This is a genomic window from Caulobacter sp. Root487D2Y, from assembly GCF_001427165.1.
Lineage (GTDB): Bacteria > Pseudomonadota > Alphaproteobacteria > Caulobacterales > Caulobacteraceae > Caulobacter.
The window spans coordinates 82,426-97,902 of record NZ_LMFD01000012.1 but is presented as its reverse complement, the minus strand read 5'-3'; the positions used below and the strand labels follow the sequence as shown (position 1 = coordinate 97,902).

Genomic DNA, 15,477 nt, shown 5'->3' with positions numbered 1-15,477 from the left:
GACCGTCACCGCACGATGTCGCCAGGAGCAGTATAACCGGCCACAGTCTTTTCATGGCGAGACGATCACTGAAAAACTCAAGGTCCGCAACGGGTCGGTTGCGGGCATCGACACCAGACCGGAAACCGGACCTTCGCCGCGTGCTATCGTCGGGTCTGGGGCGTCCGGTCCGGGCCGCGCCAACGGAGCGTCGATCCTTGGACAGCGGTCCATCCCCACTTCAAAAGGGACCCAGGGTTGCTAAGCTCAAGCCATGAGCGATCTCCTGACGCCCACCAAGGTCGATCCGCTGGAGGCCGAGCAAGCCGCCGCCCTGGACCGCGACGGCTATCTGCTGCTGCGGGGCGCCGTGCCCGAGGCCTGGCGTGACGCCCTGCGCGCCGCGTTCGACATCGGCGTGGGGACCCATGACCAACTGGCCGTCGCGCCGCGAGGCCCCGGCTGGCGTCACGCCCTGGTCGATCTGGACCCCACGGTGCAGCGGACCTGCCGACAGCCCTCCCTGCTGGCGGCGGCGGGGCGGATGCTGGGCGGTCCGTTCTTCCTCTCCCAGGTCGAAGGCCGCGAGCCGCTGCCGGACGGCGGCCATCAGCGCCTGCATCGCGACGGCGCGGGGCTGCACGCCGTCGGCGCCCTGGTCTTCCTGGACCCCTACGGGCCGGACAACGGCGCCACCCGCGTGGTGCCGCGCCATCTCGATCCCGGCGACTTGGGCGGCGATGGGGGCGGCGAGCCGGACGAGGCCCTGTCCCTGACCCTGGCGGGCGAGGCGGGGGACATCCTGGTGTTCGACGCCGACCTTCTGCATGGCGCGACCCGCAACCGCTCCGGCGCGCGGCGACGTTCGCTGCTGCTGAGCTTCAAGCCGGAGCGCGATCGGGCGGCCGAGGACGCCTGCCGCGCCGTCCGCAACGTGCGCATGGACACCCGCGAGGTGTTCGTCCCGTAAAGGGCAGGGAGCTCGCTAGCCCCCGCAGGACTCGCGGATGATCAGGTCGGTCGGCACGCGTTCCGAGCGGCTGGCGCCCTGGCCGCTGGCGTCCAGCAGCTTGGAGACCATCAGCCGCCCGGCCTTGGCGGTGTCCTGCGAGATGGTGCTGAGCGCCGGGCGCGAATAGCGGGCGAACGGCACGTCGTCATAGCCGATCACCGAGACGTCGCGCGGTGTCGACAGGCCCGCGTGCTGCAGGGCGCGGATGGCCCCCAGGGCGATCAGGTCGGAGGCGGCGACCACGCCGTCGAACTTCACCCCGCGCTGGATCAGCGAGTCGACGCTGGCCTCGGCCGACTCGACCTCGAAATGGGCCGGCACGATCAGTTCCGGATCGACGCCCAGGCCGAACTGCTCGACGGCGTCCAGATAGCCGCGGTGGCGCTGCATGGCCTCGGGGGCCTCGGTGTCGCCCAGGAAGACGATGCGCTTGCGGCCCAGGCGGGCCAGATGCAGCGTCGCGCGCTTGGCGCCCAGCGGATTGTCCGAGCCCACCGAGCAATAGGCCTGGTCGGGCAGCTGCGCCCCCCAGACCACGAAGCGGCCCTCGGTCTCGGCCAGGCGGTTGAAGGCGGTGTGCAGCCAGCTCTGGCCCAGGAAGATCACCCCGTCGGCGCGGCTGGTGGTCATGGCCACCGACAGGTCCTCGAAGCTGGTCGGGGCCACGTGGCTGATCACCAGGTCGCATCCCCGTTCACGCGCCGCCTCGCCGACCCCGGCCAGGAGCTCGAGGAAGAACGGGTCCGACAGCCGGCCCTCGCGGCCCTGGGGCCGAGGCACGACGATGGCGATCGTGCCCTCGGCGCCGATCGGGCCGGCGGGCATGTAGCGGCGGAACGGATAGTCCATCTCGCGCGCCAGCTTCCAGATCAGCTGCTTGGTGCGCGTGTTGACCGCCGGACTGTCGTTCAGCGCCCGCGAGGCCGTGGAGATCGACACCCCGGCCAGCTTGGCTAGGTCTTCAAGCCGCGTCGCGCCCTTGGTCACTGTCCTGTCCGCCCCGTCCGTCGTCGTTGCTGCAAATTTTGCCGCAAATCTTTTCAGACCTTTGTTAAGGCGCCGTGGCCATGGTTTTCAAGCGCCGTCGACGCGGGGCGGCGGCGGTTGTGCGTTCGGCCTTGAAAATTTATGCAATTTTCTGACGTTTCAGCGATGACGCGCCCGCCGTAACTCGCATCGAGGCAAGGGCGTGGTTGGGAAATCCTCGCCATTTCGTCCTGATAATGCGCGGGAATATTGGAAAATCCCGTTGCCAGCGTGATCGCCGCGTGCACAAATGCCCCCACACAAAGCGCTGAAAAAATTTGCGCAAGCGCCTTGGTCAACGGGGCGTCACAGGGGGAGCGGATGGCGACCAAGGCCCGGCTGAATTTCTTCCAGATCTGGAACATGTGCTTCGGGTTCTTCGGGATCCAGATCGGCTTCGGCCTGCAGAACGCCAACACCTCGCGAATCTTCCAGAGCCTCGGCGTCGAGGTGAACCAGCTGGCCATCCTGTGGATCGCCGCGCCGGCCACCGGCCTGCTGGTGCAGCCGATCATCGGCTATCTCAGCGACAAGACCTGGGGACGCCTGGGCCGGCGGCGTCCGTACTTCTTCTGGGGCGCGATCCTGACCAGCGCCGCCCTGCTGGTCATGCCCAACGCCCCCGTGCTGTGGATCGCCGCGGCCGCCCTGTGGGTGATGGACGCCTCGATCAACATCACCATGGAGCCGTTCCGCGCCTTCGTCGGCGACAACCTGCCCGATGAGCAGCGCGCCTCGGGCTACGCCATGCAGAGCTTCTTCATCGGCACGGGCGCGGTCCTGGCCTCGGCCCTGCCGTGGATGCTGACCCACTGGTTCGGCATCAGCAACGCGGTGGAGGGCGGCGGCGTGCCGCTGTCCGTGCACATCGCTTTCTATGTCGGCGCGGCGGGCGTGCTGCTGGCGGTGCTGTGGACGGTGTTCACCACCCGTGAATACAGCCCCGACCAGATGGCCGCTTTCGAGGCCGCCGAGCGGGCGCGGAAGGGCGAGGCGCCGTCCATGGCGGCCGACGCGCCCACCCGCGCCGTGCGGGCCTACATGGTCGGCGGCGTCGTCTGGACCCTGGCGGGCGTCGTCCTGGCCGTCGCGATCTTCGCCACGCGGCTGGAGAAGGAGGTCTATGTCCTGGCCGCCATGCTCGGGGCGTTCGGCCTGGCCCAGATCGCCGCCGGCCTGCTGCGGCGGGGCGGGAAGACCGCCAATGGCTTCTCCGAGGTGGTCGAGGATCTGTTCCGCATGCCCGACACCATGAAACAGCTGGCGGTGGTGCAGTTCTTCTCGTGGTTCGGCCTGTTCGCCCTGTGGATCTACACCACCCCGGCCGTCACCGCCTTCCACTACCATGCCATGGACACCGCCTCGCGGGCCTATAACGACGGCGCCGACTGGGTGGGGGTGCTGTTCGCCCTCTATAACGGCGTGGCGGCGTTGGCGGCTCTGGTGATCCCGCTGATCGCCCGCGCCGTCGGCCGCAAGGCCAGCCACGCCCTGTGTCTGGGCCTGGGCGGTCTGGGCCTGGCGGCGTTCCCGCTGATCCGCGACCCGGTGCTGCTGTGGATCCCGATGATCGGCGTGGGCTTCGCCTGGTCGTCGATCCTGTCGGCCCCGTACTCGATCCTGTCGGGCGCGGTGCCGGGCCCGAAGATGGGCGTCTATATGGGCATCTTCAATTTCTTCATCGTCATCCCGCAGCTGCTGGCCGCGACCATCCTGGGCGTGCTGCTCAAGACGTTCTTCGACGGTCAGGCGATCTGGGCCTTGATCCTGGGCGGCGGTTCGATGCTGGCCGCGGCCGCCTGCGTGTTCCTGGTCCGCGACGTGGGCGAGCCCAGGGCGCTGGCCGCCGCGGCTCCGTCTCCCGAAGCACTCTCAAAAGCTTGATCCGCGTCCTTGTCGACGTCGCCATTTCACGAGGTAGTTCCATGCGTTGCCTGAAGATACTCGCCTTGGCCTCGACGGCCGCGACCGCTCTGGGAAGCGCCGCCTGCGCCGAGACCCCGACCACCTGGGCCTATGCCGCCAAGACCGGAGTCGGCGCGTCCTACGAGGCCTATGTCGACGGCGCCTACAAGGACGGCGGCCCGACCGGCGCGGTGTCGAAGGTGTGGTTCTCGATCGCCGACGGGACCCTGACCGAGACCATGTACGGCCTGATCCACGAGGCCCAGATCAAGCAGCTTCGGGTGGCGGTGAAGACGTCGACCGGCCTGGCCGTCGAGGGCGCCGACACCACCTCCAAGACCGAATACCTGCACGTCGACGCCGCCGGCCGGCCGCTGTCGCCGGCCTACAAGGTGACGACCACCGACAAGCAGGGCCGGTTCGAGATCGAGAAGCGGATCTTCACCGACCCGGACCGCAACGCCCTGGTCGTGCGGGTCACGGTCCGCGCGCTGAAGGGGCCGGTGACGCCGTTCCTGGTGCTGGAGCCGCACATGGCCAACACCGGCGGCGGCGACACGGGCGCGGCGACCGCCGCCGCCCTGACCGCTTCGGAGGGCAAGGCGTTCCTGAGCCTGAAGGGCGGCAAGCCGTTCGTGAAGGCCGTCGCCGCGCCGCTCGGCGCCGACGCCCTAGCGGCCGTGAAGTCGGCGGCCCTGACCGGCGGCGCCTCGGCCACGGGCGCGATCGTGCTGACCGCCCAGCTGCCGGAGCAGGCCTCGGGCGAGGCGACCTACGACTTCGCCATCGGCTTCGGCGGCGACGCCCAGGCCGCCGACCAGGCCGCGTCCGCCACGCTGAAGACTGGCTATGACGAGGTGCTGGCCCGCTACAACGGCGAGGGCGACCGCGTCGGCTGGGAGGACTATCTGGCCTCGCTGACCGAGCTGCCGCGCCTGCGCGAGGTCTCGGAGGACGGCGGCAAGCTGGTCCAGGCCAGCGCCCTGATGCTGAAGGTCCAGGAAGACCGCACCTATGCCGGCGCCCTGATCGCCTCGCTGTCCAATCCCTGGGGCGACACCGTCGACGCCTCCAAGCCCTCGACCGGCTACAAGGCCGTCTGGCCGCGCGACTTCTACCAGTGCGCCATGGCCCTGGCCGCCCTGGGCGACAAGCAGACGCCGCTGGCGGCGTTCCACTACCTGCCCCAGGTGCAGGTCAAGGCCGGCATGGCGGGCAACACCGGCGTCGGCGGCTGGTTCCTGCAGAAGACCTGGGTGGACGGCACCACCGAATGGGTCGGCGTCCAGCTGGACCAGACCGCCATGCCGATCATGCTGGGCTGGAAGCTGTGGAAGCTGGGCTGGCTGCCCGAGGCGGACCTGAAGGCCTATTACGGCAAGATGATCAAGCCGGCGGCCGACTTCCTGGTCGACGGCGGCAAGGTCGGGGTCGGCTGGAACCACGAGACCATCAAGCCGCCGTTCACCCAGCAGGAGCGCTGGGAAGAGCAGGGCGGCTATTCGCCCTCGACCACCGCGGCGACCATCACCGGCCTGGTGGTGGCGGGCGACATCGCCGAACTGGCCGGCGACGCGGCCGGCGCGGCCCGCTATCGCGCCGCGGCCGACGCCTATTCGGCCAAGGTCGAGGCGCGGATGGTCACCACCAAGGGGCCGTTCGGCGACGGGACCTATTATGTGCGCCTGAACCAGAACGAAGACCCCAACGACCACGCCCCGATCGGCGCCGCCAACGGCCAGATCGCCCCGCCCAAGGACCAGGTGGTCGACGGCGGCTTCCTGGAGCTGGTCCGCTACGGCGTGCGGCGGGCCGACGATCCGGCCATCGTCGGCAGCCTGCCCGAGCTGGACGACACCAGCCGGGCCGACCTCTACCGCGTGCGCTACGACTTCACCTTCCCGGGCGTGACGGGCGAGTTTCCCGGCTGGCGGCGCTATGACGTCGACGGCTATGGCGAGGACGCCAAGACCGGCGCCAACTACGGCGTGGGCGGCCAGATGAGCCCGGGCCAGCGCGGCCGGGTCTGGCCGATCTTCACCGGCGAGCGCGGCCACTACGCGCTGGCGGCGGCCAGCCAGCACGGCAAGCCCGACGCCGCCGCGATCCAGGAGATCCGCGACCGCTACGTCAAGGCCATGGAGCTGTTCGCCAATGAGGGCCTGCTGATCTCCGAGCAGGTCTGGGACGGCGTCGGGGCGAACCCGCGCGGCTATCCGCGCGGCGAGGGCACGGACTCGGCCACGCCCCTGGCTTGGTCGCACGCCGAATACGTCAAGCTGCTGCGCTCGGTCAGCGACGGCCAGGTGTGGGACCGCTACGCGCCGGTGGCGGCGCGCTACGCGAAGTAGAACAGCCAAGCTCCGCCCGCGCCGGTGAAAATCGGCGCGGGCGAAAGCTTCACCTTAGGGGCGGTCCTAGAACCTGGCCCGCACGCCGGCGAAGGCGCCGCGGCCCGGGGCCCCATAGCGGTAGAGGGTCTCGTACCGCTGGTCGAACAGGTTCTCGACCCGGCCGTACAGCTCGAACGTGTCGTTGATCGGATAGGCGACCCGCACGTCGGTCAGCACATAGCTCTTCAGCCGCCGGGTGTTGGCGGCGTTGTCGAAGCTGTGGCCGACATACTGCATCGTCAGTCCGCCCGTCAGACCGTTGGCCAGATTCAACTGTGCGTCGGCCGCGGCGGTCTCGCCGGCCCGGCGCGCCAGGTCCTTGCCATGGTTGGCGTCGGGCGACTTATTGATCGCGTCCATGTTGGTGTAGTTGCCCGACAGGGTCAGCAGCGCGTTGACCTCGAAGCTGCCCTCCACCTCCACACCGTGGGCTTGGCTCTTGGCCGTGTTAGCGTAGCCGCCGAAGTTGGGCGGGGTGTTGTTGGACAGGAAGTCGATCTGGTTCCTGGTGTCGCGGCTGAAATAGGTGATCGACCCGCGCAGGCGACCGTCCAGGACGCCGTGCTCGACGCCGATGTCCCAGCTCTTGGCCTCTTCCGGCTTCAGGTCGGTGTTCCCGTAGTCGCTGTACAGCTGGTACAGCGACGGCGCCTTGAAGCCCTCGCCGTAGTTGGCGCGGAAAATCGTGGCCCCGCCGTTGGGGGACCAGGCCGCGCCGGCCTGGACGGTGGTGGCCCCGCCGAAGGTGTCGTGGTCGTCGTGGCGGACGCCGCCGGTCAGGGTCAGGCCCGCGGCCGGCTTGGCCTGAAGCTGGCCGTAGACGCTGTCCATGCCGGCGGCGTGGCGATCGACGTCGGGGCTGAACGACGGCGAGGCTGACCGAAACCAGGTGCGTTCGGTTTCGGCCCCGAACACCGCGCGCCAGACCGGATTGATCGTCCAGGCGCCTTGGTATTCCAGGCTGTTGTCGGTCCCGCGCGAGTCGAAGGTCTTGGGCGCGCCCAGGGCGGGATCGTAGTTCTCGCGATCGGTCTGGGTGTAGCCGTAGCCGACGCGGCTTTGCAGGGCGCCGTCGAAGTTGGACAGCCGCGCGCCCAGATAGCCGACCAGTTCCTTGGTCTTGCCGTACTCGGCGGTGTCGGCGAAGGCGAAGGCCGGGGCGGGGAAACCGTCGAACTCGCCGCGTCCGGCGGCGTAGGAAACACGGGCGTCGAGGCTGGCCCCGTCGGTGACGTTCACGTCCAGGCGGCCGCTGACCGCGTTGTTGTGGTAGCCGTCCTTCTCCTTGCCGCCCAGGGCCTCGTCGAAGGTGGAGACGCCAGCGGTGGTGTAGGACCCGGCCGCCAGCCGCCATCCGCCCCACGCGCCGCCGGCCCCGACGCCGACGCGGCCATAGGCCGTGGCGCGCGAGCCGCCCTCGACCAAGGCGTCGCCCGACAGCGGACCGTCCGGGGTCTTGGTGAGCATGCTGACCACGCCGCCGATGGCCTGGCTGCCCCACAGGGTCGATTGCGGGCCGCGCAGCACCTCGATGCGGTCGACGTCGCCGGCCAGCAGGGTGGCGAAATTGTAGCCGCCGCCGGTCGACGACGGGTCGTTCAGCTTGACGCCGTCGATCAGCACGGCGGTCTGGTCGGTCTCGGCGCCGCGGATGCGCACCTGGGTCGCGCCGCCCACGCCGCCGTTGCGGGTGACGGAGACGCCGGGGGTGCGCGACAGCAGATCGGAGACCACGACGGCCTGACGCTGGCGCAGGGTTTCGGCGGTGATGACCGTCATGCTGACCGGGGTTTCGGACAGTTTGTCGGCGGCGCGGCCGGCGGTGACGACCACCTGATCGACCGCGTTGGCGTCGTCGAGGAGCTCGGCGGCCAGCCCTTGGCTGGGCAGGGCGAGTACGGGAAGGGCGGCCACCAGGGCCAGGACGGAAATCGAGCGCATAGTCAAATCCTCCGTGCGCAGCAACGAAGGCTGGCCCGAGGATTCGGACCGGCCAGACGATGTCGCCTCGGGGGAAGAACCCCATCGTACGGCGCACCCCGGCCGGACGAAGGACGACCGCGACGGGCAGGTCTCCTGGCTCACGGGTCAAGGCCGGTGCGTGTCGCCTTCCCAGCCGCTCTCCGAAGAGGAATGGCCAGTGGCTTAGTGACACGCGGGCTCGCCGCTTACAGTTGCGGGGGCAGCCCGGGTTTCGCACCCGAGTTCCCTTTTCATCCTCTTTCGAGGAACCTGTCGCGAGAGCTGCACTATAGACTGCGCCGCACCCGGTCAATCTGGAGCGCGTCTTGCCCGCCGCGCCAGGCCTTGGCCCCGCCTTGAGCCTGAAGCGAGAAAAACTCCATTGAGCGCTGATATCCCGCGTCTAAGGTGTGGATAGACAGCGCCTGCTCGCGGAGATGGGCGGCGCTCCGGGAGGACGCCATGAACGCCTTTGCCCCCATCACCGCTTCGGAAACGCCTGACTATGCCGGCCTGACGGTGACCCCGGCCGGAACGGTCCTCGGCGCCGAGATCTCGGGTCTGGACCTGACCCGGCCCTTGTCGCCGGAGGTCGTGGCGGCGATCCGGACGGCGTTGCTGCGTCACAAGGTGGTGTTCTTCCGCGACCAGGACATCAGCCATGAGGATCATGTCCGTTTCGGCCGCTATTTCGGGGACTTGGAGGGCCATCCTGTCACCGCCCACGTGCCGGGATTTCCCGAAATCCTGCACATCGAGGCCGCCGACGGCATGAAGCTGCGCGAGGAGATCGTGCCGATGGTCCGCGCCGCCAACAAGTGGCACACCGACGTCACCTTCCGACCCGCGCCGTCGATGGGCGGGGTGCTGCGCATGCGCCACATGCCGCCTCTGGGCGGCGACACCCTGTTCGCCGACACCGCCGCCATCTATCGCGACCTGCCCGACCAGCTGAAGGAACAGCTGGCCCCCCTGAAGGCCGAGCACGACATCCTGCAGAGCTACGGCTACCGGGTCGACGAGGCCAAGCGCCAGGAGCTTCGCGCGGCCCATCCGGTCCAGGCCCACCCGGTGGTCCGCACCCATCCCGAGACCGGCGAGAAGCACCTGTTCGTCAACAAGGTCTTCACGACCCGGATCCTGGGCCTGCCCGAGGACGAGGCCGCCAAGCTGCTGGCCGACCTGCTGGACCGGGTGAAGACGCCCGAATACCAGGTCCGCTTCCGCTGGACGCCCAACGCCATCGTCTTCTGGGACAACCGCGCCACCCAGCACTACGCCATCCTCGACTACTGGCCGCAGGAGCGCATCGTCGAGCGGGTGACGATCCAGGGCGACGTCCCGTTCTGACGCGACCTTAGCTTGACCATGAAATGACCAGCGAGGTCATCGGGTTATCGCGACCTCTGATCGTGATCAGGAGCGCGAGGCGCGGGCGTCGATGCGACGTTCCATCAGCAGCAGGCTGAGCATCACCAGGAAGGCGAAGACCAGCAGGGCGCCGGCCAGCTGGTGGGCCTTGTCCCACTCCAGGGCCTCGACCAGCCGATAGATCTCGATCGACAGCACCTCGGTCTGGCCGGGAATGCCGCCGCCCAGCATCATCACCACCCCGAACTCGCCGACGGTGTGGGCGAAGACCAGAAGCGCGGCGACGGCGTAGCCCGGCAGGGCCAGCGGCAGGGCCACCTTGCGAAAAGCGCTCCAGGGCGAGGCGCCCAGGCCGGCGGCGGCCTCCAGCGGCTCGTCGCCCACGGCGATGAAGGCGTTGCGCAGCGGCTGGACCGCGAACGGCAGCGAATAGATCAGCGAGCCGATCACCAGGCCCTGGAAGGTGAAGGCCAGGGTGCGCACCCCGAACGGATGCAGCAGGGCGATCAGCGGGCTCTGCGGGCCCAGGGCGATCAGCAGGTAGAAGCCCAGGGCGGTCGGCGGCAGGACGATCGGCAGGGCCACCAGCGCCCCGATCGGCGTCTTCCAGCGCGAACGCCCCCGCGCCAGCCACCAGGCCAGGGGCGTGGCCAGGATCAGCAGCAGGATCGTGGTGATCCCCGCCAGCTTGATCGTCAGCCAAATGATCCCGAGCATGGTCAGCGGACCTCGAGCTTGGTCGACGACGGGCGGGGCGGCATGGCTTTGGTCCGGGCGGGGTTCAGTTATGTAGCTTGCCTACATAACGAGCTTTCGCGTCCAGGTCACGCGCGGCCGGCCGCGCTCTGGAGCCGCCTAGTGGACGGTCGCCCACCGGGGCGCCGGCTCGTCCGGTCCGGCGCCTTGCGGCTCCCGCAGGCGGACGGGCAGGGGATAGCCGTCGACCCGCAGGGCCGCGTTCAGGGCGCGCGCCAGCACCATGGTCGGCCGGGAGTCGATCAGCAGCGGCTCCAGCAGCGCCTCGCCGGCCGCCGTCGCGGTTCCCGCCAGTCCGCAGGACGCCATCAGCCGCTGCTCGTCGGTCGAAACGCCGCCGCAGGTCGGGCGCTCCACCTGGATCGGCCGACGCAGGCTGGCCTCCACCGACTGCATCCAGGCGACGAACAGCCCACCGGACCGGTGCGACGCTCGAAAGGCCAGGGCCTGGGCGACCAGCCGGGGCCGGGGCTCGCCCGCGGCCTTCAGCGCCGCCCACTGGCGCATGGCGCCCAGGAGCAGCCGTTCGCCGACCGTGGGGTCGGCGGTCCAGCGGAAGGTCGTGGAGTCGGGAGTCATGGCGGCCTCCGCCGAGAGGGTGTCGCGTTCTTTGTTGCGACTGGTTCGCAATATCTAGACCGCGAGCCTATTGCGAGTCAATCGCAACAAGCTCGCGCCCGGTGCGCTGGACCGCCGACCGCCGGCGGCCTAGGTTAAGCCGCCGTCGCAACCCGTTCGCCGTTCTGAGTCTTTGGAGCCCGCGCTGTCCGCCCCACCTTCGACCCTCACGCCGATGGCCCGGCTGTACGGCGAGAAGCGGGCCAATCTGGTGCGCGTCTTCGCCGCGAAGCTGCGCTCGGTCAGCGAGGCCGAGGACCTGATCCAGGATCTGTTCCTCAAGGTGCAGGCCCTGGGCGATCTGGAGGTCGAGGGCGACGGCTCGGCCCTGCTGTTCCGGATGGCCAACAACCTGATGCTCGATCGGCTGCGCGGCCAGACCCGCGCCAGCGCGCGCGACGGCGGATGGCGCAACCTGCAGGGCGAGGTGCTGGGCGATCAGCAGGTGGCCGACATTCCATCGGCCGAGGCGGTGGTGGCCGGTCGGCAACGCCTGCGGGCGATGATGGCGGCGCTCGACAGTCTGCCGCCCCAGGTCGCGCGCGCCTTCAAGCTTCACAAGCTGGAAGGTCTAAGTCACGCCGAGACCGCCGCGGTCATGGGGGTCAGCCGCAGCTCGGTCGAAAAGCACATAAGCGCCGCCTTGAAGGCGTTGACGGCCAGACTGCCATGAGGGTGTTTATGGTTTCCGGAACGAGCTTTGGAGGTTCCGCCGTCTTGGTGACGTCTTATCCTTGCGAGGACGCCGCGTGGCGTCAGGACGGAGCGAAATGACGCGCCCCCAAACAGACTCCGACGCCGAGAAGGCCGACGCCGCGATCGCCGGCGCGGCGATCGACTGGCTGGTCCGGCTGCAGGGCGAGACGGTCACCGAGCGCGACTGGCTGGATTTCGACGCCTGGCTGACGGCCTCGCCCGCCCATGCCCGGGCCTATGACGCCGCGCTCGCCTTCGATCACGGCCTGGATCTCGACGCGCGGTTCGCGGAAGGCCAGCCGGTCGAGGCGCCGTCCTTGACGGCCAAGGTGGTTCCGTTGCGGTCGACGCGGCGCGTCTGGCTCTGGTCGGCGGGCGCGGCGATCGCCGCGGCCTTCGTCGCCGGCGCGGTCCTGCTGCCCGACGGCGGCTTGATGGGCGCGCGCGAAACGACCTATGTGACGGGCGTCGGCCAGCGCAGGACCATCGCCCTGGAAGACGGCTCCCGGATCGAGATGAACGCCGCCTCGCGCATGACGGTGCGCTTCGAGCGCCATGCCCGCCGCGTCCGGCTGGATGACGCCCAGGCGTTTTTCGACGTGGCCAAGGACACCTCGCGGCCGTTCCTGATCTCGGCGGGCGACACCGAGGTGCGCGTGGTCGGCACCCGGTTCGATGTTCGACGCCGTGACGGACAGGTGGCGGTCAACGTCCAGCGCGGACTGGTCGAGGTGCGTCCCGGCCTGTCGGGCGACGCCGCGTCGTTCCGGCTGCGGCCGGGGCAGGGCCTTGCCCACCGCGAGGGGCTGGCGGCCGACGCGAAACTCCAGGCGGTCGCCGTCGAGGAGGTCGCGGGCTGGCGTCAGGGCCGGCTGATCTATCGCGACCAGCCGCTTTCCCAGATCGCCGGCGACATGAACCGGCTTTTCCCGCGCCCGGTGAAGCTGGGCGACGCGGCGACCGCCGATATGCGACTTTCCGGCGTGTTGATCGTCGATGAGCAGGATGCGATGGTCGATCGACTGTCACACCTGCTTCCCGTCCGAACGACGACGACCGAAGACGCTATCGTGATCCGGACGCGCTAGAGCCTTGCTGACGGGCCTGGAATCGTTCGAAGCGCGAAGCTTGAGCTCTAGGGGGATAGAGCTGGAGCCCGATGATTTCGGACACGGAATCCCAGCTTCGACGTCGACCTGACGCGCCGGATCGCTCCGGAGCGATCGCCGTCGCCTGCCCGCGCCATCGCGGTCCCGTCTTCGCCCTGACCATGGCGTCGAGCCTGGCCCTGGCCGGAGCCGCCGGGGCGGCCCCCGCGCGCTTCGGCTTCAACATTCCCGCCAAGCTCCGATCGGAGGCGCTGATCGATGTCGGCGTCCAGGCGCGCGTCACCCTCGGGGGGGCCTCGTCCTGTCCTGGACGCAGCGCGGCCGTCGTCGGCCTCCTGACGCTGCGCCAGGCCCTCGACGCGGCGACGGCCGGCGCGCCTTGCCGGTTCGAGATCCTCGACAACGCCACGGTCAGCATCCGGCCCGTCCCGATCCCATCGGCCCGGCCCTCGGTCCGCGCCAGGCCGCCGGTCGTCGTCCAGACGTCGCCGATGATCGCCCCGGCGCTCGACAGCGTGATCGTCACCGCCACCAAGCGCCCGACCCGGCTGGGCGCCGCGGCCGGCGGCGTCAGCGTGATCAGCGCGGCGCGGCTGCGCGACACCGGCGCGATCGACACGACCAGCATCTCCCAGCAGACCGCCGGCTTCATCACCACCAACCTCGGCGCGGCGCGCAACAAGATCATGCTGCGCGGCCTTTCGGACGGAACCTTCACCGGCCGCACCCAGCAGACCGTCGGCACCTATCTCGACAACATCCCCCTGACCTACAACGCGCCCGATCCGGACCTGCGCCTGATCGACGTCGACCGCGTGGAGGTCCTGCGCGGACCCCAGGGCGCGCTCTATGGCGGCGGGTCGCTCAGCGGGGTGTATCGGATCGTCTCCAGCAAGCCGGTGCTGAACCAATGGTCGGGATCGGTCCTGGCCGGCGCGGCCGCCACCGAGTCCGGATCGCCCAGCAGCCGCCTGGAGGGCGTGCTCAACCTGCCGCTGGCCGCCGACCGGGCGGCGGTTCGAGTGGCGGCCTACAACGACGTCGACGGCGGCTATGTCGACGACGTCAATCTGCGCCTTTCGAACGTCGATCGCACCACGCGCGTCGGCGGCCGCGCGGCCCTGTCGGTGGCGATCGATCCGGACTGGTCGATCCTGGTGTCCGGCGCGCGCCAGGACCTGCACGCCACCGACAGCCAGTACACCACCCCCAGTCTCGGCGGTCAGAAGCGCGCCAACCAGGTGCGCGAGACCCATGACAACGTCCTGCAGCAAGGCGCGGTGACCCTAACCGGGGCAGGGGGCTGGGGGCGGTTCGTGTCGTCGACCGGCTATGTCCGTCACCGGTTCGCCAGCCGGTTCGACGCCACCGCCGCGCTGAACGGCGCCGGCTCGGCCTCGGTCGATGTCGGCCTGTTCGACGAGGCCAGCAAGGTGCGGCTGCTGGTGGAGGACGCGGTGCTGTCGTCCCCCGACACCGATCGCTTCCGCTGGCTGTTCGGCCTGTATGGCCTGGCCAGCCTTGAGGACAGCGAGGGCGAACTGCGGGCGCGCACCTATCGCGACCCTTCACGTCTGATCTATCTCGAGGCGCGTCGTGATCGACGGCGCGAATTGGCCCTCTATGGCGAGACCGCCTACGACCTCGGCGACGGATGGACCGCCAGCCTGGGCGGGCGGGCCTTCCGCAGCGAGGTGCACACGACCTCGATGGTCGAGGCGCCGGCGCCGGGCCAGTCGCGCGAACTGGACCGGCAGGCGCGCTTCACGGGCCTTTCGCCGAAATTCTCGCTGCAGCGGACATGGAGCGGGGGCGGGCTCTTCTATCTGTTGACGTCGGAAGGCTATCGCTCGGGCGGGTTCAACTCGGGCGGTCTGGTCGCGCCCTCGACCCTGCGCGCCTCGTTCAAGCCCGATCATCTTCGCAACTACGAGATCGGCGCCGGCATTCGGCCATGGGGCGGACGCATGATCCTGCGCACGGCCCTGTTCCACGATGTCTGGACCGACATCCAGACCGACCAGTATCTGACCCCCTCGGGCCTGTCCTACACCGCCAATGTCGGCGACGGCCGCAACACCGGGCTGGAGGTCGAGGCGGCCGTGACGGCGGCCCGGGGGCTGATCCTGGAGGCCAATGCGCTGTTCAACCGTCCTCGCCTGAGCAAGGTGGATCCCAATTTCGCCTCGGCGGCCCAGAGCGAGCTGCCCGGGGTTCCGGACGTCTCCGCCGGGGCCATGATGCGGTATCAAACGGATCTGGCCGCGGACCGGCGCTTGGTGCTGACGACCGAGATCGAGTATGTGGGCCAGTCGCGCCTGACCTTCGATCGCCGGCTTTCCCCGTCGATGGGCGGCTATGTCACGGGCCGCCTGTCGGCCGAGATGACGATCCGGGACTGGAGCTGGACCTTCGCGGTCACCAACCCCGCCAACGCCTCGAGCGACACGTTCGCCTATGGAAATCCTTTCAGCTTCGGCCAGGTGCGGCAGGTCACGCCGCTGCGCCCCCGCACCTGGAGCCTTCTGGTTTCGCGCGCCTTCTAGGCGGAGGCCAGGACCGGCCGACCCGCGCGAACGCGAAAATAGTTCTGAGGTTCCCTGACCTTCGCGACGTCTTCCTTTCGACGGGGCGGCGCTCGCATGGCCGC

At 69.5% G+C, this 15,477-nt stretch carries 11 protein-coding genes, 1 pseudogene and 1 riboswitch; of the genes and pseudogenes, 7 read left to right on the top strand and 5 right to left on the bottom strand.

Annotation, left to right across the window (positions count from 1 at the left end; genetic code table 11):
• Nucleotides 1-253 precede the first annotated feature (253 nt).
• A complete protein-coding gene (locus tag ASD38_RS17750; RefSeq protein WP_056437147.1) occupies nucleotides 254-949 on the top strand; it encodes a phytanoyl-CoA dioxygenase family protein in 696 nt (231 codons plus the stop codon).
• A gap of 15 nt (nucleotides 950-964) precedes the next feature.
• Here the strand turns inward: ASD38_RS17750 and ASD38_RS17745 are convergent.
• Together ASD38_RS17745 and ASD38_RS23995 are read right to left on the bottom strand one after the other, a co-directional pair.
• A pseudogene (locus ASD38_RS17745) lies at nucleotides 965-2,027 on the bottom strand (LacI family DNA-binding transcriptional regulator).
• A gap of 4 nt (nucleotides 2,028-2,031) precedes the next feature.
• A complete protein-coding gene (locus ASD38_RS23995) occupies nucleotides 2,032-2,382 on the bottom strand; it encodes a hypothetical protein (protein ID WP_162252145.1) in 351 nt (116 codons plus the stop codon).
• On the opposite strand from ASD38_RS23995, the gene ASD38_RS17740 reads away from it, so the two are divergent.
• Both ASD38_RS17740 and ASD38_RS17735 read left to right on the top strand, forming a co-directional pair.
• Nucleotides 2,339-3,901, top strand: a complete 1,563-nt coding sequence (locus tag ASD38_RS17740) for an MFS transporter (protein WP_056462072.1) — start codon at nucleotides 2,339-2,341, stop codon at nucleotides 3,899-3,901. The genes ASD38_RS23995 and ASD38_RS17740 overlap by 44 nt on opposite strands.
• Before the next feature lie 41 nt (nucleotides 3,902-3,942).
• A complete protein-coding gene (locus tag ASD38_RS17735; protein ID WP_056462070.1) occupies nucleotides 3,943-6,273 on the top strand; it encodes a glucan 1,4-alpha-glucosidase in 2,331 nt (776 codons plus the stop codon).
• Nucleotides 6,274-6,339: 66 nt separating this feature from the next.
• Here ASD38_RS17735 and ASD38_RS17730 read toward each other — a convergent pair whose 3' ends face one another.
• Nucleotides 6,340-8,256 carry a TonB-dependent receptor plug domain-containing protein gene (locus ASD38_RS17730; RefSeq protein WP_056462067.1) on the bottom strand — a complete coding sequence of 639 codons (1,917 nt, stop codon included), beginning with the start codon at nucleotides 8,254-8,256 and terminating at the stop codon, nucleotides 6,340-6,342.
• A gap of 108 nt (nucleotides 8,257-8,364) precedes the next feature.
• A riboswitch (cobalamin riboswitch) is annotated at nucleotides 8,365-8,566 on the bottom strand.
• 173 nt (nucleotides 8,567-8,739) lie between these two features.
• On the opposite strand from ASD38_RS17730, the gene ASD38_RS17725 reads away from it, so the two are divergent.
• Nucleotides 8,740-9,627, top strand: a complete 888-nt coding sequence (locus ASD38_RS17725; RefSeq protein WP_056462063.1) for a TauD/TfdA dioxygenase family protein — start codon at nucleotides 8,740-8,742, stop codon at nucleotides 9,625-9,627.
• Nucleotides 9,628-9,693: 66 nt separating this feature from the next.
• On the opposite strand, the gene modB is transcribed toward ASD38_RS17725, so the two are convergent.
• Both modB and ASD38_RS17715 read right to left on the bottom strand, forming a co-directional pair.
• Nucleotides 9,694-10,365, bottom strand: coding sequence for a molybdate ABC transporter permease subunit (gene modB, locus ASD38_RS17720; RefSeq protein ID WP_056462061.1), 672 nt, complete (start codon nucleotides 10,363-10,365; stop codon nucleotides 9,694-9,696).
• A 138-nt stretch (nucleotides 10,366-10,503) separates the two neighbouring features.
• Nucleotides 10,504-10,983 carry a hypothetical protein gene (locus ASD38_RS17715; RefSeq protein ID WP_056462059.1) on the bottom strand — a complete coding sequence of 160 codons (480 nt, stop codon included), beginning with the start codon at nucleotides 10,981-10,983 and terminating at the stop codon, nucleotides 10,504-10,506.
• Nucleotides 10,984-11,197: 214 nt separating this feature from the next.
• On the opposite strand from ASD38_RS17715, the gene ASD38_RS17710 reads away from it, so the two are divergent.
• The 3 genes from ASD38_RS17710 (at nucleotide 11,198) to ASD38_RS17700 (ending at nucleotide 15,373) form a co-directional block, all read left to right on the top strand.
• Nucleotides 11,198-11,695 carry an RNA polymerase sigma factor gene (locus tag ASD38_RS17710; protein WP_056437164.1) on the top strand — a complete coding sequence of 166 codons (498 nt, stop codon included), beginning with the start codon at nucleotides 11,198-11,200 and terminating at the stop codon, nucleotides 11,693-11,695.
• 97 nt (nucleotides 11,696-11,792) lie between these two features.
• The gene (locus tag ASD38_RS17705; protein WP_056462055.1) at nucleotides 11,793-12,806 is read left to right on the top strand and encodes a FecR family protein; all 1,014 of its coding nucleotides are present in this window, start codon (nucleotides 11,793-11,795) and stop codon (nucleotides 12,804-12,806) included.
• Nucleotides 12,807-12,877: 71 nt separating this feature from the next.
• Nucleotides 12,878-15,373: a TonB-dependent receptor gene (locus tag ASD38_RS17700; RefSeq protein ID WP_056462051.1), complete on the top strand. Its 2,496-nt coding sequence runs from the start codon at nucleotides 12,878-12,880 to the stop codon at nucleotides 15,371-15,373.
• Nucleotides 15,374-15,477 lie beyond the last annotated feature (104 nt).